We start from the raw sequence: 19799 nt of genomic DNA, 5'->3' as shown, positions 1-19799 counted from the left end.
CATGCATATGTCCGCGCCCGTTCCATCTTTCGTCGGTCCGTACCAGATCCGCGGCGTGGTCGGCTCGGGCGCGATGGGCATGGTGTACCTGGCACACGACCCGGCCATCGACCGTCCGGTGGCGATCAAGACGATCCACCGGCGCCTGCTCGAATCGAGCGGCGACGAACCCAGCGTGACGGCGCGATTCCGTGTGGAAGCCAAGGCCGCGGGGCGGCTGACCCACCGCAACATTGTCCCGATCTATCAGTTCGGCGAAGACGAGGACTGCGCCTACATCGTCATGGAATACGTCGCGGGCCGAAACCTGCGGGACTATATCCAGCCGCCGCGCAAGCTGGCGGTGCCGCAGGTCCTCTGCCTCATGCTGCAGCTGCTCGACGCCTTGCACTACGCCCACGAGCGCGGCATCGTGCACCGCGACATCAAGCCGGCCAACCTGCTGATCGCCGATGACGGACGCCTCAAGATCACCGATTTCGGGATCGCGCGAACCGAATCCTCCAACCTGACGCGTGCCAGCACGGTGGTCGGGTCGCCGGGCTATATCGCACCCGAGCAGTACACCGACCGCAGCGTCGACCGGCGCGTCGACGTGTTCTCGGCCGGCGTGCTGCTGTATCAGATGCTGAGCGGGACGACGCCGTTCTCCGGCACGGACGAGGCGATCATGTACAAGATCGTCTACGAACCGCACAAGCCCTTGATCGAGCTGACCAACGACGCCGCGCTCGAGCCCTTCGATGCGGTGCTCGACCTGGCGTTGGCAAAGGATCCGGCGCAGCGCTTTTCGAGCGCCCTGGGAATGGCCACCGCGCTGCGGGCACTCGCCACCGAGGCGCTGCCGGATGTGCTACCCGCCGACATCCTTCTCGCGCCGCGGATCGAAGGCCTGGAGGCGAACCCGGTCGTCGCGAAGGAGCCCGCCGCGTCCGGCTCTTCCAGACCCGACCCGCGCTCGGCACCGCCGGTACCCGGTTCGACGACGACGATTCGCCTGACGCGCTCGAAGTCGATGCCCGGCACCGGGCCGCCCTCGGTCCCCGTGCCCACCGGATGGGACTCCGCGGCGCTGGCCGCGATCGAGCGCGAACTGGCCCCGCACGTCGGGGCCGTGGCGCGCGTGCTGGTACGCCGCGCCGCGCGCGGCCTGAGCTCGCTGGCGGACGTGCGCCGGGCCGTCGCCGGTGCGATCCCCGATTTCGATGCGCGCGAGCGCTTCCTGGCCAAGGCCGGTGGGCCGCGCACCGGGACGCCGGTCCCCGCGGCGGCGACCGATGTCAGGGCCACGCAGCTCGATGCCACCACCCCGATCGGCGCGCCGATGCGCGACGGTGATGTCGACAAGGCCGCCTCCGCACTGCTCGCCTCGCTGGGGCCGATCGCGCGGGTCGTCGCCAAGCGCTGCGCCGCCCAATCCCAGACCCGCGAGCAATTCGTCGCCCACGTGCTGGAACAGCTCACGCCCAGCGTCGACGCCCGCCGCGTGCAGGCCGACCTGTGGCGTGCCCTCGGTTGATGGGGGTCCGCCGTGATCGCGCTGCGTGTCACGCGCCGGCCCGGCGCCACCGAACCCGATGCGACTGCGCTTGCGCTGCCGCCCGAGGGCCTCACGATCGGCCGCGCCGACGATTGCGGCCTCGTGCTGGCCGACCCGCTGCGCCTGGTGTCGCGCCAGCATGCGCAAGTGACGGCCGTCGGCCACGCCGCGCGCGTACGCTGCATCAGCAGCAGCGCACCCTTGTGGGTGAACGACATGCAGCTCGACCCGGGCGCCGAACGGGCCCTGCTGGCGGGCGATCGCTTGCGCGTCGGCGGCTTCGAGCTCGCCGTCGAGCCCGTCGCGGAGGCGGCGGCGCGGCGCTCGCGTCTGGATCGCTGGTTCGATCTGGATGGGGCGCCCGACCCCCTCGCGGCCGAATCGCCGCTGCCGGCCCTTGCACCTTCGCCCGAGGCGGCGGCAACCAGCGCGGTCGTGTCCTGGCAGGCGAGCCGGCATGTCGTGCGCACCGGCGCACCCATGGCGCCGGGTGCGCCCTCGATACCGCCGGCGCCGCCTCTCTCGCCGGCACCGGCCGCGGCCCCCGACGAAGCGCCCTTGGCGCGGAAGGCCCCTCACCGGTCGGCGGATGGACCCGACGGTCCCCCGGAGTTGCGCGAGCTTGCGGCGGCTTTCGCTCGCGGCGCCGGCCTGGTCACCGATCCGGCGCCGCCCACGCCGGAGTGGATGGAGCACCTCGGCGCGTTGCTGCGGGCGACGGCCGAAGGCACACTCGCGCTGCTGCAGAGCCGCGCGGTCGCAAAGCGCCACATGCGCGCCGAGGGTACGCACATCGCACCGCGCCAGAACAACCCGCTGAAGTTCTCGCCGGACGCGACCGAAGCCTTGACCCGCATGCTGCAGCGTGACGCGAGCCCCGGCTTCCTCGACCCCGTGGCGGCGCTGCACGATGCACATCGCGACCTGCTGGTGCACCAGGTGGCCATGGTGGCGGGCATGCGCGCGGCGGTGTTCGAGCTCTTCTCCCGGCTGGGTCCCGAAGCCGTCGAGCAGGCGGAGGGTTCGGCGCACGGCATCTCGCGCCTGCCCTTGCTCCGCGCCGCGGCCCTCTGGCAGCGCCATCGCATGCAGCACGCCCAACTGCTCGAGCATCTGGACGACGATTTCGAGACCATCTTCGGACGCGAATTCCTGCGTGCCTATGAAGCCCAGTCGCGCGTCGATGCCGATGCCAAACCCGCACCGCCGGAGGCTCCATGGCCGGGCGCGCGTTGAGCGTCTCGCTGGCTGCGCTGTCGCGCACCGGACGGCGCGAGTGCAACGAGGATGCTTTCGGCTATTGGGAAGGCGCCGCTTCCCTTGTCGCCGTTCTGTGCGACGGCGCGGGTGGGCATGGAGGCGGCCAGGCGGCATCGCGCGCCGCCGTGACGCATGTGCTCGAGGCCTTCGCGCTCCATCCGGAGGTCAGCTTGAACGCGCTGCAGTCGCTGGTCCAGGGGGCCAACGACGCGGTCGTCGTGCAACAGGTCGCCGGTACCCCGACGGCCGACATGCGCACCACCATCGTGGTGCTGCTGCTCGACCTCCAGGATGGCGCGGCGCTCTGGGCCCATGCCGGCGACTCGCGCCTGTACCGCTGGCACGGTGCCCGATTGGTCGGGCGCACGCGGGATCAAAGCCTCGAACAGCGCCTGCGCGACGCCGGCCTGCGTGCGAGCGCCGCCGCCTCGGGCCAGCTGACATCGGCGCTCGGCTCCCCCGAAGGCTTCGATTTCGAGGCCTTGGAAAGGCCGCAGGTGCTCGCTCCGGGAGACGCGCTGCTGTTGTGCAGCGACGGCCTGTGGTCGGCCTTCGACGATGGTGCGATGGCGAGCAGCAGGGCCGGGTGCAGCGGCGTCCAGGCCTGGCTCGATCGCCTCGAAGCGGCGGTGCGGCAAGTCGAACGCAGCGACCAGGACAACTATTCCGCGCTCGCGATCTGGTGCTCGGCGGCCTGAATATCGAGCAGTTCGAGCAGCAGCGCCGGCTCCGGCGGCCAAGCCGAGGTCCGGGGAACGGCGTCGTGCGCGGTATCAAGCGGCCACCAGAGGCTGGCCGGCGCCGGCGGCCAGGCCTGGGCGGGATCGGCGGATGCCTGCCCGGAGCGCGGCGGCAGGGCGGCGATCGCCGCCTCGAGCGCGTCGGGTCCTTCGGCTGCCGCGTCAAGCAGCGACGCGAGTCGGACTGCGCTTTCATCCGGTGACGCGGGGGCGGCAAGGCGTTCGGCCAGCGTCAGTGGAAAAGCGCGTCCGACGCGGTCATGCGAAGCCACCATGATGCCGCTCCAGAACTCGCCGGGCGCCGGCAGGGCCGCATAGCGCCACGGCGCGAAGCCGCCCAGGCGTTCGCGCAGCGCGCCGCCATCCACCATCGTGGCGGCGAGGGCGAGGCCGCGCTGCAGCCAGCCATCCCAGTCGCCGCGCCAGCGTGGCGGCAAGCCGCGGCCGACGAAGTCTCCGCGCGTGGGCAGCTTGCCGTACCAGCAGACGCGACGCGACGGCAGCTTCACCATGGTGCTTGCGGGCAGCGAAAGCGTGCCAGCTCCCGAAGGGTCCAGATATCCGCGTCGGGCGCACCGGCCGCGCTCGCCTCGACCTCGAGGGTGCGTGAGTCGACGACGAAGGCCAGGCGCGGGGGCGCGCCCCGCTCGCCCTTCCAGTCGCCGCGCAACAGCACCCGCAGCCAGGCGAACGGACCTTCATGGATTTCGGCGCCGACCCCGGCGGGACCGGGCGGCACGATACGCATCAGCACTTTCTGCGTCGAGGCCGGCCCCGGCCAGACCAGTTCCTTGGCGCGTGGAGGACCGTTCTCGAAGCGCAGCAGCTGGCCGTCGACGTCGATGCTGAACTGCAGCAGCTCGGCATCCATGCGCAGCGGCGTCAGGCGCAGCCTGAGCTCGGGAAGCGGTGCACCCCCGGGGAAGAACAGGGCGCCGATGCCCGCCGCCTGCTCGAATGCACCCGGCATACCCGCATCGGCGGCCGCGCTGCGCGCCTTCCAAGGCCGGGTCGAAGTGTCTACACGTTCGCTCAACTGGCTGCGCCGGAACTCGTCGAACAGGCCACCGGGTCCGAACAGGCGCGCGAAGTCTGACGGCGCCATGTCCCGCGACGTGACTGCGCCGAAGGGGAAGCGCTCGCGCGTCAATGCGTTGCAGGTCTGCGCGAGCTCGGCCAGCGCGGCGTCGAAACTCGGCTTGGCGCCGCCGCGCGCGCGCATCAACGTGCCGAGGCCGAGGTAGACCTTGCGCAGCGCCACCGGCGCGCTGGCGGCCTCGGTGCGCAAGGTGGCGTCGAGTTCGGCGGAGGAGGTCGCGTCTCGCTTGCCGGCGGCCAGGGCATGGAGGCGGTCGAGCGCTTGCGGTCCGGCGCCTGCCGCGTAGTCGCCAAGGGCGCCGAAGCGTGCCCGCAGCGCGCTGTCGAAGGCGGCTTCGGCCGTGCTCCCACCCTGGGGGGTTGCGCTGAATTCGTCGGCCAGGCGCGTGAAGAGGCGGCGCAGCGGCGAATCGGGCGCCGTGAGCTCGGCGGCCTGACGCGAGGCGCCATCCGCATCGGTGCCGGGCGCCAGCGCCAGGGCATCGAGCTGGCGCGACCAGGCGTCGATCACGCGCTGAGCCTGGCGCTGGCCGACCTGCGTGGCGATTTCGTCGCGCCAGGCGCGGTCCGTCTGCAGGCGTCTGACGTCGCCGCCGGTGTCACCGAGCACCCAGTCCGCCTCGTTCGCGAGTTCATCGAAGGTGGCTTCGAGCACCGGCAGGAGCTTGCGCCGCCACTCGCCGGCGCTGGAATGCGCCGGCATCGGCCCGGCGCTCGATGCCGCGAACAGGAGGGCGCCGGCCGTGCCGAGGCGTGTCGGCAGATCCTGCGGCGGCTCGGGGTCGGGCACGCGTCGCAGCAGGCGCTCGTGCACGCGCTGCGCGAGCGGCAGCGCCGCCAGCGCGCTGCGCGCCGCACGCACTCCCGCATCGTCGGCGCGCATTGCCTCGGGAAGCCCGCTGCGCTCGAGCAGGGCGTCGACATGGCGCGCCCATTCGGCGCGCTCGCCGGCGCCGCCCGCCTGTGCCAGCGCCTGTTCGACCCAGGGCCGCAGCTCGCCGCGGACCAGCCGCGTCGGGCTGGCGAGCATCAATGAAGCGCGCAGCGCCTCGTAGCGCGTCGCGCTGTACTGGGCCTCGCGCAGGTCGCGGCGCAAGCGCTCGATGAGCAGCGGTGCCAGACCGCGATCGAGCATCTCGCGGTAGGCCTGCTCCGCCAGGCGCGCCAGCCGCGGCCCCTGGAACAGACCGAAGCCGAAGCCGGCGGGCGGCTCGTTCGGATCGATGCCATCGTTCGCGGCCAGTCGCTCGAGCAGCGAACACAGCGGCAACACCTGCTCGAGGCTTGCCGATTCCAGCGGGCCGATGCGCTGGGTCAGCTGCTCGACGCGCGTGCGCACGGCGTCGACGTAGTCGAGGTTGCGCCGGTAGCTCTGCCACCACAGGGCGGAGGCGGCGAGCAGCGCGGCGCCGGCAAAGCCGGCGCCGAACAGGGCGGTTCGCCGACGCCAACGCAGCCGCTGCAGCCGCCGGCCCGCCAGCGGCGCTTCGGCGATCACCAGGCCCTTCAGCAGCGCGCTCAGGAAAAAGGACTTGCCGCCCGCGTCGGGTCGCGCCAGGGGCTTGAGCGCCAGGCCGTGGCTGCGCGCGAGTTCGCCGATGACCCGGTCGATCGGATTGCCTTCCTGGGTGCCGCTCGTCAGCGCGATCGAGCGCAGGCGCTGCGAGGGCTCTGCGGCCGTGCCGGCGAAGGCCAGGCGCACGAAGCCTTCGAGGGGCGCGAGCAGCGCTTCGAACTGCGCCGCGAAGGTGTAGATCGGCAGGCGGCGCTGCGGCGTGCGTTCATGCTGCAGCGCCTCGGGTCCGCGCCGCGCCAGGCGATGGGCGAGCTCGGCCAGGCGCGGCCCGAGATCGGCCGGGACGCCGGCGACATCGGGGTCGAAGACCAGGCCCCAGAGCTGCTCGCGCTGCGTGGCGTCGAGATCGCCGAAGGTCTCGACAAAGCCGGCGAGCAGGTCGGCCTTGGTCACCAGCAGATAGATCGGAAAGGAAAGATCGAGCTCGCGGCGCAGTTCGTCCAGGCGTGCCGCGACCGCGGCCGCCTGGCGCTCGAGCTCCGCGCCGCCATGCAGCAGGTCGGGCACGCTGACGCTGACGATCACGCCGTTGATCGGCTGAATCGGCCGGTGCCGGCGCAGCAGCGCGAGGAACTGCTGCCATTCGCGGGCGTCGGCCGCCGCGTCGCTGTCCTGCGTCGTGTAGCGTCCGGCCGTGTCGATGAACACGGCGTCCTGGCTGAACCACCAGTCGCATTGGCGCGTGCCGCCGATGCCCGCGAGCGGGTCGCGGCCGAGGCGTTCGGCGAGCGGAAAGCGCAGGCCCGAATGCAACAGCGCGGTGGTCTTGCCGCCCCCGGGCGCGCCGATGATCAGGTACCAGGGCAACTGCTGCACCTGTCGGCGGCTCTGCCACCAGCGGGTCGTGCCCTGGGCTTCGACGCCCTGCCGCAGCATGGCAAGGGCCTTGCGAAAGCGCTGGCTCAGTTCGGGGCCGGCATCGCCGGATTCGAGGCCCTTCAGCAGCTGCGCGTTGCGTCGTCGGGCCAGCAGCACCCGCAGCGAGCGCAGACCGAACAGCAGGAGCGCCGCCAGCGCGAGCAAGGCGAGGCGTGCGCGCGTGTCGTCGAAGGGGTGCCGGGTGCCGAAGGCGAGCAGGGGTGCCGCGAACCACAGCAAGGCGGCTGCCGCGCCGAGGTTCACGGCGGCCTGCGCGAAGCGTGTCGACGCCTTCATTCCGGGAACAGGACGATCTCGACGCGGCGCAGCGGCGCGCCGGCCGTGGTGGTCTCCACACGCGCCTCGACCGCGAGCCGCGCATCGCCGAGCTGTGGCCGCAAGGCGTCGGCGGCGCCGCGCGCCCATTCCATCGCCTGATGCCAGGCCGAGGGCGTGCGAGCCGTCGGAGGATCGCTGCCATCGGTGTAGCCGACCACCAGCACCTTGCCCGGCAGCTTCGCCAGCGCCGCACCCAGGCGCGTCAGTGGTCCATTGGCGTTGTCCAGCGCGTCGGCGCCGATCACGGCCACGCTGCGCAGCGCCTCGTCGCGGACCGACAACCGACCGGCGGCGATGTCGTCGCGCAACTGGGAGGCCAGCCGCGGGGGCGCCGTTGCCGTGCCGGCGAGGGTCGACACAGCGGCGGTGCGTGCCGGCACGAGCCGCTGCAACGAGGCCAGCACACCGTCGACGCGCGCGGCGAGCTGCAGCTGGCTGGCGCTGTACACCGCCAAGGCGAGCACGCCCAGCAGCAGGACCGCCGGCAAGGCGACGCGCGGCGCCCGCGGCGGGCTGGCGGCGGCAGCCGCGCAATGCCAGGGGGCCATCAGGGCCGGAACCGGCGTCACCTGCTGCAGCGCGAGGTGCACGCGCGAGCGCAGGGCTTCGTGCTCGCGGTTGTCCAGGCCCATGCGCGCGCGCAGCCCGAGGCTCAGGCAGGTGTGGATGAGTTCGAGCAGCGCGCGGTGCTCGCGGGGCTTCTGGGCGAGCCGCGCGAGCAGGCGCAGCAGCTTGTCGCCGCCGTCGGACTCGCCGTGAAAGCGCTGCAGCAGTCCGGCGCCTCCCGCACCCCAGGGCGCCGCGCCGAACTGCTCGTCGCCCCAGGCGCAGAGCACGTAGCTCGCGGCGGCGACGCTGGCCTCGTCGACGCCGCTGACGCGCGCTTCGGCCTCGAAACGGTTCACCGCCGCGGCCAGGGTGCGCCGCAGCGCCGCCGGATCGGCGGGTGTCGCGTCTCGCAGGCGGGCCATCAAGGCGACCAGCGGGAGCGCCTGGGCGCGCAGCGCGCGCGCGGCGGGCGGTTCGTCGACGCCGGGTGCGTCGACAGCCGGCGATGCGGGCGCTTCGCCGGGGCGCATCACTTCGCCCACCCCATCTGCAGCTGGCGCGCCTGGGCTTCGACACGCAGCCTCGGCGCCAAGGTCCCGACAGGCACGGGAAGGACGGCACGCCATTGCGAGTGCTCGATCTCCCGAAACGCGCCGAAAACCGCGATCGCACGGGCGTCGCCGCTGAGTTCGAGGGCCAGTTCGCGCGCTTCGCCGGGGCGCAGGAACAGCTTCTCGCGCACCAGCACGTTCGATCCGAGGGTGGCTTCGTCGTCGTCGTAGAGGCTGTCGAAGCTCGCCTTCTCGAAACCGCTCGCATCACGCAACACATAGACCCGCAGCGCCAGCGAGGCCGAGGCATCGCGCGCATCGGTGTTCAAGCTGCGCGTTGCCTGCACGAGCAGCTGCAGGCTGCGCTTGGGCCCGGCCAGTACCGGCGCCGCGCCGGGGTTGAACATGAAGTTCACGACCATCGAGGTGTTCACCCAGGGAACCTGGCGCTGGGCGGTGTCGCGCAGCACCTTGATGCGTACCGCCTTCATCATGTCCTCGACTTCGACGCCGGGAGCGCGAAGCTCGGTGGCGAGGTGACGCGTGTAGATGCTGTTGCCGCCGATCGGGCCGTCCTCGGCGACCCCGCCGGGGGCCGCGGAGAAAGCGATGAGGGCGCCCGGGGCCGCCATCTCGGCCAGGCCGTTGGCGTTGCGCGAAGCGCGCCCGCGAGCCGCGAAGGGGTCGTTGCGGCAGGCGTCGATGATGAAGATGCGCGCGCGTGGGCGCACCCGGTCCACATGCGCGAGCAGGGCTTCCTGCAGGTCGATGGCCTCGTCGCGCACTTCGGCCTCATCGCGCAGCGCGATGTCGACCGGCAGCAGGTAGTTGCGCCCGCCGATCTGCACGCCGTGGCCGGCATAGTAGAAGACCGACGCGACCTGATCGTCGTCCATGCGGCGCGCGAACTCCCGCAGGACGCGCTTGAAGTCGCGGGCATTGAGATTGAGGTACTCGCCGACTTCAAAGTCGAGGCCGCGCAGGACCTGGGCGATCAGGCGGCCGTCGTGCTCGGGATTGTTCAGCGGAATGTCGGGGTAGCGCCCGTTGCCGATCACCAGAGCCACGCGGCGTTGCCGCGGGGCTTCGACCTTGGCCTGTGGCTGGGCGTTGCAGAACCCGCTCCATAGTACGGGCATGAGCCCGAGGCAGGCGAGCAGGCGACGGCGGCTCATGCGGGCAACGAAGGTACGACCCGAGCCATGGACAGCCCGGACCGGTGTGACGAGAGTTGCGGAGTAGCGAGTGCATTCCATTCTCTGCGCTGCGCCGCGACGGCACAAGGGGAGCGCGCCGCCGTTCAGGCACCGCGAAACTGCACGCGGCGGTTCTCGGCGGCGTATGGATCGACGCCTTCGAGCGGCCGGCTTTCGCCGTAGCCGACGGTCTTCAGGCGCGCGGCCTCGATGCCGTGGTGCCGCACGAGATAGTCGCGCACGGCGCCGGCGCGTTCGCGCGACAGCGCGAGGTTGTAGGCATCGCCGCCGACGGCGTCGGTGTGGCCTTCGACCGTGACGACGACCTTCGGCGAGAGCAGCTTGATGCCTTCGGCCACCGCGTCGAGCTGGGCCCGCGCGGCCGGAAGGATGTCGGCGGACCCGAAGGCGAAGCGCACCGGCAGGGACAGCGCCGCGGCCTCGGCGTTCGAGTCATGACGGGCGCGGGATGCGGCGGCCGAAGGGCTTGCCGAGGCCTTCGTCACCGAAGACGCCGCCACCTTCGTGAACTTCGCCGGCTCCGCGGGCGGCGCATCATCGAGCAGGCGGATCGAGCGGGTCTTCCCGAGCACGGCCGCCACATCCAGCGGGTCCACGAGTTGGCCCTCGCGATAGATGACGACCTTCTCGGCATGCACATGGGGGGTGATCAGGGCGGCTGCCAGGGCGAGGGCGAGGATGCTGAGGTGGCGCTTCATTTCGGGCTCCTTGGGCGTTGGATTCGTCGATGCCCATGGGTTGCGCGCGCCGCCGGGGCGGTTCAATCTTTCTCGATCGAGCCGATGCCGCGGATGGAACGCGTCACTGCCGGGTCGCCGTGATAGCGCACGTGACCGACACCGCCGATGCGCACGGCCAGCGTATGGCTCGCGGCGAGTTGCGCCTCGCCATTGCCGTCGATCGCGACCTCGGCGCGTTCGCTGGCGAGTTGGGGTGCGGAATAGGTGCCCATGCCGGTGATGGCGAGCTGCTGCGCCGTCACCTTGCCGCCTCCGACCGCGACATCGCCGGCGCCGGTGATGCGCACCTCCAGGCTGCGCGCGTCGTCCAGGCGATCGAGGCGGATCGAGCCGCCACCGGCCAGCACCAGCGTGAGCGCGTCGCCGCGCAGCGGTCCGATGTGGATCGCACCGGCGGTACGGGATTCGAAGCTTCGCAGCATGCGCACGCCGAGCTTCATCCGGATCGGCTGCTGCGTCTCGATCCGGCCGGGCGCAAGGCCGATGAGCAGGCGTCGATCGTGAACCTCGGTCGTGATCTTGCGCAGCACCGCGGGTTCGGCGTCCAGGGTCAGCGTTTCGCGCGGGCCCTGTTCGACGCTGACTTCGCCCGCGACGGCGAACACGACCTGGTCGAAGTCGGCGACGCTGCGCGCTTCGGTGGCCGCCGGTGCCGCCTCGGGCAGGGCCGCGGCAAGCACCGCGGCACAGCCGGCGGCCATGGCCTTGGCCCGGAGCGAGAGTCGTGCCGGGAACGCGTCGGTGAACCAGCGCATGGTGCGGCTCCTGATGCGGTGGGCGATGGCTTCAGCGCGGCAGCGCGAGGCTGGGCGGCGCGGCGGAGGGGCGCGCCAGGCAGGTGGTCCCGCTGGCATCGGTGATGATCAGCGGCGCGCCGTAGCGGTCGATGGCCACGAGCTTCGCACTCTGCCGTGCTTCGGCTCCCAGGGTGACCGGCCCCTCGTCGAACAGCAGGCGGCCGTACTGCCAGCAGCGCAGCTGATAGGTGCCTGACGCCTTCTGGTTCGGTGCCGCCGGCGCGGGGGTGGGCGTGGGCGGGACGCGGGACGCGATGCGATCGTCGCCGCCGGCGGAGATGCCCGCCGCCGCGCCTGGAGGAACCTGCAGCAGCAAGGCGATCGAGGCGCCCAGGGCTGCCAGGGTCATCGCGGCCAGGCGAACGCCGCGCCGCTTCCCTTGATCGGGATGGGTGTTATCTGGCTTGTACACGGAAGTCCTCCTGGGCGAGCGAGCCGCCGCTGGCTTTGACAAAGGCGTCGCGGATCAGATCGAGCGTGGCGCCGGGCAAGGGTTCGAAGTCGGTGCCGACCAAGGCCTGCGGCAGCGAAGCCAGCACGTCATGCGGCGTTGCGAAGCAGGAGATGGTCTCGGTCACGCCCTTCGGATTCATCGTGAGCTGGAAGCGCATCGCGCCGGGCAGCTTGAGCGGCTGGGCCGCGGCGATGCGCGAATCGCGGGCGAATCGGTTGGGGAAGAAGCGGATGACCTTGGCGTCCTCATCCTGCAGGTAGCAGTAGACATGCGCATCCGTCGACGGCGCGAGCGCGAGGTTGATCGACTCTCCGCGGGCAAAGCGCGTCTGCTGCTTCGGCGTCGTCGTCAGCGACAGTCTCAGCGGCTGCGCCGGTGCCGCGGCTGCGGGCGTCGGCGGCGATCCGGGGGCCGCGGCCACGGTGGCCGGCGGCACGTAGCGCGCCGGTTGCGCCGGTGGCTTGATCTTGGTGTGGTCGGCCGCGAGGAAGGCATAGAAGAATTCCTCGTCCAGCAGGGCCTCGCGGCTGAGGCCGAGTGCGGCGCGATAGTTCGAGATCGCCTCGTCGATGGCGGGATTGAATTCGCCGTCGATCGGCCCGTCGTAGAACCAGCGTCGGCGCAACTGGTTCTGGAAGTACGCGATCAGCTCGACGCGCGTCGCGGCCATCGCGTGGTACCAGTCGAACATTTCGAGACGGGTTTCTTCGTTCGCCTTCGGGTCGGTCACGCCCAGGCAGGTCCAGTAGGGGGTCTTTGTCAGCTTGCCGACGAGCTCGACCACCGCCAGCTCGACCAGCCCGCGCAGCGCTTGCGATTGGCCTTCGGCACGCGCCAGGTTCATGCTGTAGTTGATGCCGAACTTGTGATACGCGGCATCGCCGTCGAAGCCGCTGCCCTGCTTCAGGATCACCACCGAATTGCGCGAGGTGACGCCCGGCAGCACCGCCATGTCCCTCGTCGTCAGCACGCTCAGGTCGAGCGCCAGCATGCTGGAGGCAGCGTCTCGTGCGATGCCGAGGTTGATGAACGGCGAGATGCCGAAGCCGAGGTCTTTCTGGTTCTTGATCAGGTTCTCGTCGAACTGCGACACGGAGCCCTTGATGTCGTACAGCGGCACCGCCTGGTAGGCCGCCGCGCTCTGGGCCGTGGCCAGGAAGCTGATGACGTTCATCGTGTCCTTGCCGAACGCGACCAGGCGCACCGCACGGCTGCGCCGCGACAGGTCCGACACCGCCGAGATCAGCATGTCGCGCGATCCGGCGTTCAACTTCTTCGTCTCGTCCGTGATCTCTTCGGTCAGCATGGTCACGTCGCGCACGCCGTAGTCGAGCATCAGCGTGTCCATGCAGCGAAGGGCCTGCGAAAAGCCCGTGATCGAGCGTCGCGCGCGATCCTCGGGGCCCTGGCGGATCACGGCCGTCTGCTCGACCGTGGGTTGTTTGACCTCAAGCGTCTGGCAGCCGGCGAGTGCGGCGAGGCCTGCGAGCACGAGAGGGCGCAAGATGCGGGGCGGGTTCATGGGATCTCCGATCTGCGGGGTTGCCGCTCAGCGGCAGCCGCCGCGCCCGACGATGTTGATGGCATTGGGTGCGAACACGAACACCTCGCGCGGCGCGGCGCCGATGCGCCCGCCGGTGTCGATGTTGCCGATGCTCTGGCTCCCGCAGCTGCTTTGGTCCGAGGTCTTTCCCTGTGCATCGGCCTGGCGCTGCTGTGCGCTGATGCGGATCTTCTCCTTGGCGATCCGAGCGCGGAACTGCGCGTCGACGCCCAACAGTTCCTGGCCCGCGAATGCGTTGACGCCGGAGGCCAGCGCGACGGCCAGGAGAGCGAGGGCTGGAGCTTTGCGAACGACTTGCATGACGGGTCTCCTTTGGGTGGTTGCCGGGGTTGGGGTGGTGCCTGGTGGCGAATGCCTTCTGGTCCATGGGTTGCGCTGGGCTCGGAAACGGTTCAAGGTCATTGGGCGCGAAGTGCCTGCCCGGGCCTCGCACGCTCACACCAAGCGCGAGGCCCGGTGCCCCATCCCGACCTTCCGCCCGGAGGCGAAGGGGCAAGACAGAGGACCGGGCCTCGCTACCGGCGGGAAGCCGGCAGGGACTGGCTTACTTGGCGACGCCGATGCTCTGGTCGGCGGTGGACAGGAAACCGCCGGCGGTGTTGACCGAGCCGTTGGCGATGACCGTCGAATTCGTCAGCTTGCCGTTGCCTTGCGCTCCGCCGATCTGCTGGCGGGCGGTCGACAGGAAGCCGGCCGCGACGTTGCTTGCGCCGTTGGCTTGCACCAGGGAGTTCTCCACGGTGCCGTTGTCCTTGGCGAAGCCCACTTCCTGCGTGGCGGTGCTGAGGAAGCCGGCGGCCGTGTTGTTCAGGCCCTGGCCGAGGATGACGCTGTTGGTGATCTTGCCGTTTTGCGTGGCGTGGCCGACGTTCTGCGTCGCGGTCGAGAGGAAGCCGGCGGCGGTGTTGGCCGCGCCGTTGACGATCACCGTGCTGTTGGTGATCTTGCCGTTGTCCTCGGCCACGCCGATGTTCTGGCGCGCCGTGGCCAGGAAGCCGGCCGAGGTGTTGACGGCGCCCGTGGACAACACGGTGGAGCCCGCGATTTCGCCGGCCATCGCGCCACTGAAGGCGAAACCGAGGGCGACGATGAGGGAAGCTTGGCGAACGACTTGCATGATGATCTCCTGAGAGTGGCGAAGGGTTGAATGGAGCTTGCAGATTTGCTTGCCTCCGCCCCATGGGTTGCGCAGAGTTCAGGATCGGTTCAAGCTTATTTCGGCCGGGCTGCGCGCCAGCTTAGGATTCACCCGCCATGCCGAACCCACCCCGCCTGACCGGCTTGCTCGGCGCCTTGCAGGCGCTGCGCAATTTCGGGCTGGTGGGCCTCGGCCCTCCTGCTGCCGGCGAGTACGACAGCTTCACGGCCAGCGACGGCCAGGTGGTTCCCGTCTACGTGCTCGGCGACGGCCCGCCGCTGGTGCTGGTGCATGGGGTCGGGTGCTCGCATCGCGACTGGATTCCTGTGGCGCGACGGCTGGCGCGGCGCCATTGCGTGCTCGCCTGGGACGCACGCGGCCATGGCAATTGCCGGCCGGTGCTCGGCAGCATCACGCTGGCTCGACTGGCGAGCGACCTGGCCGAGATGCTTGACCACTTCGGGCTGCAGCGCTCGGTGCTGGTCGGGCATTCCATGGGCGCGCTGACGCTGATGCAATACCTGCATTCCTACGGCACGCAGCGCGTCGCGGCGGTGGCGCTGGTCGACCAGTCGCCGCGCATCGTGACAGATGACAGCTGGAGTCTCGGGCTGTTCGGCGGCTGCAGCGCGGCGATGCTGTCGGGATTGATCGCGGGCGCGCGCCGGGATTTGGCCGAGACGCTCTTGAACGAGGTCGGCGCGCTGGGAGGCCCTTGGCTCAGGCGCCAGCTGAGCGTCGATGCCGCGCTCGGGCGGATGCTGCGCCGGCGCCTGGGGCGCATCGATGTCCGGCCCTTGCTCGACCTTGCCGAATCGATGGCGCTGGCCGACTTCCGCGCGTCGCTGTCGCGCCTCGACGCCCCGCTGTTCGTGGTGCTCGGGGCGCACAGCCCGCACTATGCCGGTCTCCCGCTCGATGCCTGGTATCGCGACACGGTCAAGCACGCGCGGATCTCGGTCTACCCGCGTGCCGGCCACTCGCCGCATGTCAGTGAACCGCTGCGCTTCGCGCACGATCTCGAACGCTTCCTGGACGACCACGCCTGAGGCTCAGCCGCAGCGCCCCTTGTCGTCCGTCTTGAAGCAGAAGTCGGCCGTCAGGCTCGACGACTCCCAGGGCACCTGCACACGCCCGGTGTCTTCGGCCACGCCGATGCGCACCCGCTTGAAAAGCTGCTCGATCTGCAGCCCCGGCGTCGGCAGGTTGGCCAGCAGGTGACGCGCATAGACGCTGTGCTCGCCGCTGGCACCGTCGAGCGCCACGCCGTTCGGCGCGGTCGAGAAAGCCACCAGGGTGCCCACTGGCGCATCGAGCGCCGCCAGGCCACCCGGCGTCGCGCCGCGGAATTTCAGGCGCCGTCCATCGGGCCCGACGACGACGCCACCGGCGAACGGGTTCACGCGGCAGGCGTCGAGTACCACGATGTTGGTGCCGGACTTGATGGCGCTGAGCCGGTCGACGAACTCGCCGACGTCCGCGCTTTGCCGCTGGATGTCCTCTTCCGACGCCGGGTCGGCGTCGATCGGCACCAGGTAGTTGCGACCCTTGACCTGAACGCCGTGGCCGGCATAGAACAGCACGCGAACCGACGCCTTGGGCGCGCGCACGGAGAACTCGCGCAGCGACTCGATCAGCTCCGCGAGCCGGGTGTTCTGATGCAGGGTTACCTCGTAGCCGAGGCCGCGCAGCGCCGCCGCGACGGCGCTGGCGTCGCCGGGCGGGTTCTTCAGAGGTGCGGCGCGATAGGCGCCATTGCCGATCACCAGGGCGATGCGCGACTCGGCGGCGTTACCGCCGACAGGCGCGCTCATGGCCGGCCCGAAAGGCAGCACCGCGGCGCCCAGGGCGCTGCGCAGCAGCTCGCGGCGAGTCAGCGGCGTGCTCATGACGGCTACTCCCGGGGCGGCACGCCGGGTGCCAGCGAAGCGGCCTGGACGATCGGGGCGGCCTGCACACGGGCGAGGGCCGCGGCCTCGCTGCCGGCCGGCACCCGCAGGTAGTAGTCGCCGAGCTGGCCCGGGCCGCCAGCCAACTCGCCTTGGACCTGGACCACCAGCATGCGGATGTCGGTCTCCTTGGCGTCGGGTGCGAAGCTGATCTTCAGCATCGGGCCCTCTTCGACGTGGACTGCGTGCAGCGCGCGTATTTCGTCGGCGTTCTCGCGGGCGTCGCCGAGCAGGTTCAGGATCACGCCGGCCTGCACCGCCATGATCGCCAGGGCGGCCAACGCATAGCTCGGGCGCATGCCGAAGTTGCCGAAGAGGGCGCCGATGCGTTCGGCCAGGGTCGGACGGTCGCCCTGGATCAGGCGCATGGCGCGTGCCAGGCCGATCGTCTCCGGCACGGCCGGGGCGTTTTCCTGCACGCGTTGCTGCAGCGAGCGGAACCAGGCCAGCTCGTCGCGGGCGTCGGGATTCTGTTCCAGATAGGCGTCGACCCAGGCGCGGTCTTCGGCGCCCAGCGAGCCGTTGACGTACCAGGGGAGCAATTCTTCGAAGCGTTCGTTCATGATGCCTGTGCTCCGGTGGCAATCGTGCTCACCACCCAGAATTCTTCGGCTCGTCCGAGCCCGTGACTGACCCGATCGTTGTCCATCCTAGCGTGCGCATCCGACCGCATCGGGAACCCGATCAACCTGCACGGGAGGTGCCCCGTGTCGCGTCTGGGTTGCGCGGGATCGGTAGACGGTTCAATCTATTATTTTTCAGGATGCGAGCGCCCCCTTGACGCCGGGAGCACCGCCCTCGCTGCGCAGAAGGGACTGGAGGCAATTCTTGATCTTCTGGCGGGCATGGAACAAGCGCGTCTTGACGGTGCCCTCGGGACAGTTCTGCACCTGCGCCACTTCAGCCAGGCCCATGCCCTCGAAGAACACCAGGTGCAGGCATTCGCGATGCTCGTCCGACAGCTTGCCCATGCAGTGCTGCACGCCTTCGCGCCGCTGCTTTCCCGCCAACTCCGCGTAGCCGTCGGGCGTGTCCGAAGCGGTGACCTCGGCGATGTCTTCGAGATCGCCATGCACCTCGTCGGGCCGGCGCGCGCGATAGACCATCAGCGCCTTTCTGCGCGCGATCCCGATGAGCCAGGTGGAGAACTGCGAATCGCCTCGAAAACGGTCGGGGTGGCGCCAGACCTCGTAAAGGGTGTCGACCACGACTTCCTCCGCGCGCGCATGGTCGTGCAGCATGTTGAGCACGTATGCGTAGACCCTGCGACTGAATGCCTTGTACAGCTGACGAAACGCCGCCTGGTCTTCGCGGCCGATGCGTATGAGCAGCTGGTTGACCTCGTCGTTGTCCATGCGAGCGGTGGCAATGAGGTGGCGGTAACGCAATATAACGTTTCTGTCTGGTTCATACAGGGGCTTCAGGCGGGGCCGCGCCTCGGGCTTGCCGAGGCTAGAAACCGCGTTCGTCCGATCGCCATTCCGGCAGGCGCCAGCCCAGCCACAGGGCCATCGCACGCAGCAGCGTGGCCGTGGCGGCGGCGGCCACAAGGCCCGCCCAATCGGGTGCGTCGATCGACTGTGCGAGCACCACCACCCACGCGCCGGCAAAGGAGCAGATCGCGTAGGGCCGGTGGTCGCTGAAGGCGCTCGGAATCTCGTTGCAGACGATGTCGCGCAGCACGCCACCGAACACGGCCGTCACCACACCCATGAGCACCGCGACGATCGCGGGCATCGACGCGGCGAGGGCGATCTGCGTACCCGTGGCGGTGAACAGGCCCAGGCCCAGCGCGTCGGGCCATTGCATGGCGCGCTCCGTCAGCGCGAAGTGGCGGGCGCGCAGGAAGAACATCGCCGCGATGCACACCGCCAGCAGCGACCACAACCACACGGCGTGCTCGACCCAGAAAAAGGGCCGGCGGTCCAGCAGGATGTCGCGCAGCGTCCCGCCGCCGAATGCCGCCAGACCGGCCACGACGCATACGCCGACGGCATCCAGGCGTTTGCGGGCTGCCTCGATCAGTCCCGACAGCGCGAACGCGAGGGTCGCGGCGGCCTCGATGGCGATCTGCGCATTGGAGAGTGACAGCATGTGGGCAAGTGGCAGGCTCGGCATGGGAGGGCTCCTCGGTCTTGTTGTTCGGCCGCAAGGGGATGGCGCATCGTAGGCCTGCTGGCCTTTCGGTCGCGAGGCCTGGCAGGTCGCCTCGGCCTGATTGTGTGAAGGCGCTCGCGAGTTTTTCGCCGGAATTGTCAAATTGAACATTCAAATGTATGGCGACAGATATCGGCAATGTCTTGTTGCTTTTGGCCAATGTCAATTCAATTGGGAAGCGCCCCATTGACGCGCAGATGCGGGAGTTTGGATAAACTGCGCCTGGCAACTGCCGCTTGACCAGGATTGCGAGTCGCAGGTCTTCCTGCGCCGGTCTCGGCGTGAGCGTTCAGGATTGCTGTTTATCAAAGTGGAGGAAATAATGCGTTATCCCAATGAAAATTCAGAAGCCATTCGTCGTCTCGCGGCGAGAATTTGCCGTTCCGTCCTTTTGGATAAACGACGGAGAGGGCGAACCAGGGCCCTTTGTGCGTTCATGCTGGGCAGCTGCCTGGGACTGGCTGCCGCCCCGGCGCTGGCGCAGACCTATCCGTTCGTGTCGGACGTCTTCGAGATCTCCGGCATCCACAGGGAGTCCGACGGCGTCCTGCGCAACATGGGCTGCATGATCCTGGGCAACAATGGCAACAATGGCAACAGCACAACGCCCTCGCTGTTTACGTGGGGCCAGACCCAATACCCCGAAACCCATTGTGGCCTGTCGCAGTCAAGCCCGCAGGCCCAGTGGGAGATCTATCCGATTGTGGCAAATGGCCTGATCCGCCATGTCATCAAGAGCGCCTTCAATGGGAAATGCCTGATTCGCGGCCTGAACGGTACGGCCCGGAATGCGAGCGTGTACCTTTGGCCGGATAATGCCGACAAACAATTCTGCGGGCTGAATAGCGCGGCGGAATTCGTCAGCAATGGTCAGGCGGCTTGGGATTTGACTGGTCTGGATGCGATCGCCACCGGGGCCTATTTTGGGACAATCGGTCTTTCGCCCGCGGTGAAATTGCAATTTTCACCCACCCTGAAATGGCCTGCGATTCCGCCGTCTGATTATTCGCTGGCCGAATTTCCCGACTCGCCATCGAGCGAAACGTGGATGTTCGTGCTGAATCCTGTGAACTAGGGCAGTGCCCTCGCGGTCCGGCCCGCCAGGCCGGATCCATTGTTTCCAGCACGTGAACACCGAGCTTCGATTTCTGCGGGTTTTCACCTAGATTTTGGGCGCAAACTTCATCCCACAGAACAGCACACGAGCTGCTCTGGGTGAACAGGGCACCGAGCGAGGTGGCCGCCCCCGAAGGGACGGCACCCGACCCAAGA

Annotated in this window: 19 protein-coding genes; 5 read left to right on the top strand and 14 right to left on the bottom strand. The window is 69.6% G+C overall.

Annotated elements, in window-relative coordinates; all coding sequences use genetic code 11:
- The first annotated feature begins 1 nt into the window (after position 1).
- The 3 genes from AC1DNF_RS06830 to AC1DNF_RS06820 are packed head-to-tail and all read left to right on the top strand — an operon-like array spanning position 2 to position 3498.
- Positions 2 to 1519, top strand: a complete 1518-nt coding sequence (locus AC1DNF_RS06830) for a serine/threonine-protein kinase (protein WP_478147812.1) — start codon at positions 2 to 4, stop codon at positions 1517 to 1519.
- A gap of 12 nt (positions 1520 to 1531) precedes the next feature.
- The gene (tagH, locus tag AC1DNF_RS06825) at positions 1532 to 2776 is read left to right on the top strand and encodes a type VI secretion system-associated FHA domain protein TagH (protein ID WP_478147811.1); all 1245 of its coding nucleotides are present in this window, start codon (positions 1532 to 1534) and stop codon (positions 2774 to 2776) included.
- Positions 2758 to 3498, top strand: a complete 741-nt coding sequence (locus tag AC1DNF_RS06820) for a PP2C family protein-serine/threonine phosphatase (protein WP_478147810.1) — start codon at positions 2758 to 2760, stop codon at positions 3496 to 3498. Before tagH ends, AC1DNF_RS06820 begins: the two co-directional genes overlap by 19 nt.
- On the opposite strand, the gene tagF is transcribed toward AC1DNF_RS06820, so the two are convergent.
- From tagF to AC1DNF_RS06770, 10 genes are all read right to left on the bottom strand, one after another.
- Positions 3462 to 4052: a type VI secretion system-associated protein TagF gene (gene tagF / locus AC1DNF_RS06815; RefSeq protein WP_478147809.1), complete on the bottom strand. Its 591-nt coding sequence runs from the start codon at positions 4050 to 4052 to the stop codon at positions 3462 to 3464. The two genes, AC1DNF_RS06820 and tagF, sit on opposite strands and share 37 nt — an antisense overlap.
- Entirely contained in the window at positions 4046 to 7369 is a 3324-nt protein-coding gene (gene tssM, locus AC1DNF_RS06810) for a type VI secretion system membrane subunit TssM (protein ID WP_478147808.1), read from the bottom strand. Before tssM ends, tagF begins: the two co-directional genes overlap by 7 nt.
- The gene (locus AC1DNF_RS06805; RefSeq protein WP_478147807.1) at positions 7366 to 8490 is read right to left on the bottom strand and encodes a DotU/TssL family secretion system protein; all 1125 of its coding nucleotides are present in this window, start codon (positions 8488 to 8490) and stop codon (positions 7366 to 7368) included. The genes tssM and AC1DNF_RS06805 overlap by 4 nt, the downstream gene beginning before the upstream one ends.
- Entirely contained in the window at positions 8490 to 9686 is a 1197-nt protein-coding gene (gene tssJ / locus AC1DNF_RS06800) for a type VI secretion system lipoprotein TssJ (RefSeq protein WP_478147806.1), read from the bottom strand. The genes AC1DNF_RS06805 and tssJ overlap by 1 nt, the downstream gene beginning before the upstream one ends.
- A 125-nt stretch (positions 9687 to 9811) precedes the next feature.
- On the bottom strand, positions 9812 to 10426 hold the full coding sequence (locus AC1DNF_RS06795) for an OmpA family protein (RefSeq protein WP_478147805.1): 615 nt from the start codon (positions 10424 to 10426) through the stop codon (positions 9812 to 9814).
- A gap of 62 nt (positions 10427 to 10488) precedes the next feature.
- The gene (locus AC1DNF_RS06790; protein WP_478147804.1) at positions 10489 to 11223 is read right to left on the bottom strand and encodes a GIN domain-containing protein; all 735 of its coding nucleotides are present in this window, start codon (positions 11221 to 11223) and stop codon (positions 10489 to 10491) included.
- 31 nt (positions 11224 to 11254) lie between these two features.
- Positions 11255 to 11677, bottom strand: a complete 423-nt coding sequence (locus AC1DNF_RS06785; protein ID WP_478147803.1) for a hypothetical protein — start codon at positions 11675 to 11677, stop codon at positions 11255 to 11257.
- The gene (locus AC1DNF_RS06780) at positions 11661 to 13241 is read right to left on the bottom strand and encodes a DUF4384 domain-containing protein (protein WP_478147802.1); all 1581 of its coding nucleotides are present in this window, start codon (positions 13239 to 13241) and stop codon (positions 11661 to 11663) included. Before AC1DNF_RS06780 ends, AC1DNF_RS06785 begins: the two co-directional genes overlap by 17 nt.
- A gap of 27 nt (positions 13242 to 13268) precedes the next feature.
- Entirely contained in the window at positions 13269 to 13583 is a 315-nt protein-coding gene (locus AC1DNF_RS06775; RefSeq protein ID WP_478147801.1) for a hypothetical protein, read from the bottom strand.
- A 244-nt stretch (positions 13584 to 13827) separates the two neighbouring features.
- Positions 13828 to 14400, bottom strand: a complete 573-nt coding sequence (locus tag AC1DNF_RS06770; RefSeq protein WP_478147800.1) for a hypothetical protein — start codon at positions 14398 to 14400, stop codon at positions 13828 to 13830.
- 137 nt (positions 14401 to 14537) lie between these two features.
- On the opposite strand from AC1DNF_RS06770, the gene AC1DNF_RS06765 reads away from it, so the two are divergent.
- Positions 14538 to 15470 (top strand): alpha/beta fold hydrolase, encoded by a 933-nt coding sequence (locus tag AC1DNF_RS06765; protein ID WP_478147799.1) that lies wholly within the window; start codon positions 14538 to 14540, stop codon positions 15468 to 15470.
- A gap of 3 nt (positions 15471 to 15473) precedes the next feature.
- Here AC1DNF_RS06765 and AC1DNF_RS06760 read toward each other — a convergent pair whose 3' ends face one another.
- From AC1DNF_RS06760 to AC1DNF_RS06745, 4 genes are all read right to left on the bottom strand, one after another.
- Entirely contained in the window at positions 15474 to 16310 is an 837-nt protein-coding gene (locus AC1DNF_RS06760) for a caspase family protein (RefSeq protein WP_478147798.1), read from the bottom strand.
- 5 nt (positions 16311 to 16315) lie between these two features.
- Complete coding sequence (locus AC1DNF_RS06755; protein ID WP_478147796.1) at positions 16316 to 16933, bottom strand: anti-sigma factor family protein; 618 nt, start codon at positions 16931 to 16933, stop codon at positions 16316 to 16318.
- Positions 16934 to 17128: 195 nt separating this feature from the next.
- A complete protein-coding gene (locus AC1DNF_RS06750; protein WP_478147795.1) occupies positions 17129 to 17725 on the bottom strand; it encodes an RNA polymerase sigma factor in 597 nt (198 codons plus the stop codon).
- A gap of 97 nt (positions 17726 to 17822) precedes the next feature.
- Positions 17823 to 18488: a trimeric intracellular cation channel family protein gene (locus AC1DNF_RS06745; protein WP_478147794.1), complete on the bottom strand. Its 666-nt coding sequence runs from the start codon at positions 18486 to 18488 to the stop codon at positions 17823 to 17825.
- 334 nt (positions 18489 to 18822) lie between these two features.
- On the opposite strand from AC1DNF_RS06745, the gene AC1DNF_RS06740 reads away from it, so the two are divergent.
- Positions 18823 to 19602, top strand: a complete 780-nt coding sequence (locus AC1DNF_RS06740) for a hypothetical protein (RefSeq protein ID WP_478147793.1) — start codon at positions 18823 to 18825, stop codon at positions 19600 to 19602.
- Positions 19603 to 19799: the final 197 nt, after the last annotated feature.

This window comes from Variovorax sp. 01T432, assembly GCF_056398605.1.
Note: the sequence above shows the minus strand (reverse complement) of the source record. Positions and strands in the feature narration are given on the sequence as shown.

Coding starts and splice junctions, on each gene's coding strand:
- AC1DNF_RS06830 (WP_478147812.1), top strand. CDS start 2: ATGCATATGTCCGCGCCCGTTCCATCTTTCGTCGGTCCGTACCAGATC.
- AC1DNF_RS06820 (WP_478147810.1), top strand. CDS start 2,758: ATGGCCGGGCGCGCGTTGAGCGTCTCGCTGGCTGCGCTGTCGCGCACC.
- tagF (WP_478147809.1), bottom strand. CDS start 4,052: ATGGTGAAGCTGCCGTCGCGTCGCGTCTGCTGGTACGGCAAGCTGCCC.
- tssM (WP_478147808.1), bottom strand. CDS start 7,369: ATGAAGGCGTCGACACGCTTCGCGCAGGCCGCCGTGAACCTCGGCGCG.
- AC1DNF_RS06805 (WP_478147807.1), bottom strand. CDS start 8,490: ATGCGCCCCGGCGAAGCGCCCGCATCGCCGGCTGTCGACGCACCCGGC.
- tssJ (WP_478147806.1), bottom strand. CDS start 9,686: ATGAGCCGCCGTCGCCTGCTCGCCTGCCTCGGGCTCATGCCCGTACTA.
- AC1DNF_RS06795 (WP_478147805.1), bottom strand. CDS start 10,426: ATGAAGCGCCACCTCAGCATCCTCGCCCTCGCCCTGGCAGCCGCCCTG.
- AC1DNF_RS06790 (WP_478147804.1), bottom strand. CDS start 11,223: ATGCGCTGGTTCACCGACGCGTTCCCGGCACGACTCTCGCTCCGGGCC.
- AC1DNF_RS06780 (WP_478147802.1), bottom strand. CDS start 13,241: ATGAACCCGCCCCGCATCTTGCGCCCTCTCGTGCTCGCAGGCCTCGCC.
- AC1DNF_RS06775 (WP_478147801.1), bottom strand. CDS start 13,583: ATGCAAGTCGTTCGCAAAGCTCCAGCCCTCGCTCTCCTGGCCGTCGCG.
- AC1DNF_RS06770 (WP_478147800.1), bottom strand. CDS start 14,400: ATGCAAGTCGTTCGCCAAGCTTCCCTCATCGTCGCCCTCGGTTTCGCC.
- AC1DNF_RS06765 (WP_478147799.1), top strand. CDS start 14,538: ATGCCGAACCCACCCCGCCTGACCGGCTTGCTCGGCGCCTTGCAGGCG.
- AC1DNF_RS06760 (WP_478147798.1), bottom strand. CDS start 16,310: ATGAGCACGCCGCTGACTCGCCGCGAGCTGCTGCGCAGCGCCCTGGGC.
- AC1DNF_RS06755 (WP_478147796.1), bottom strand. CDS start 16,933: ATGAACGAACGCTTCGAAGAATTGCTCCCCTGGTACGTCAACGGCTCG.
- AC1DNF_RS06750 (WP_478147795.1), bottom strand. CDS start 17,725: ATGGACAACGACGAGGTCAACCAGCTGCTCATACGCATCGGCCGCGAA.
- AC1DNF_RS06745 (WP_478147794.1), bottom strand. CDS start 18,488: ATGCCGAGCCTGCCACTTGCCCACATGCTGTCACTCTCCAATGCGCAG.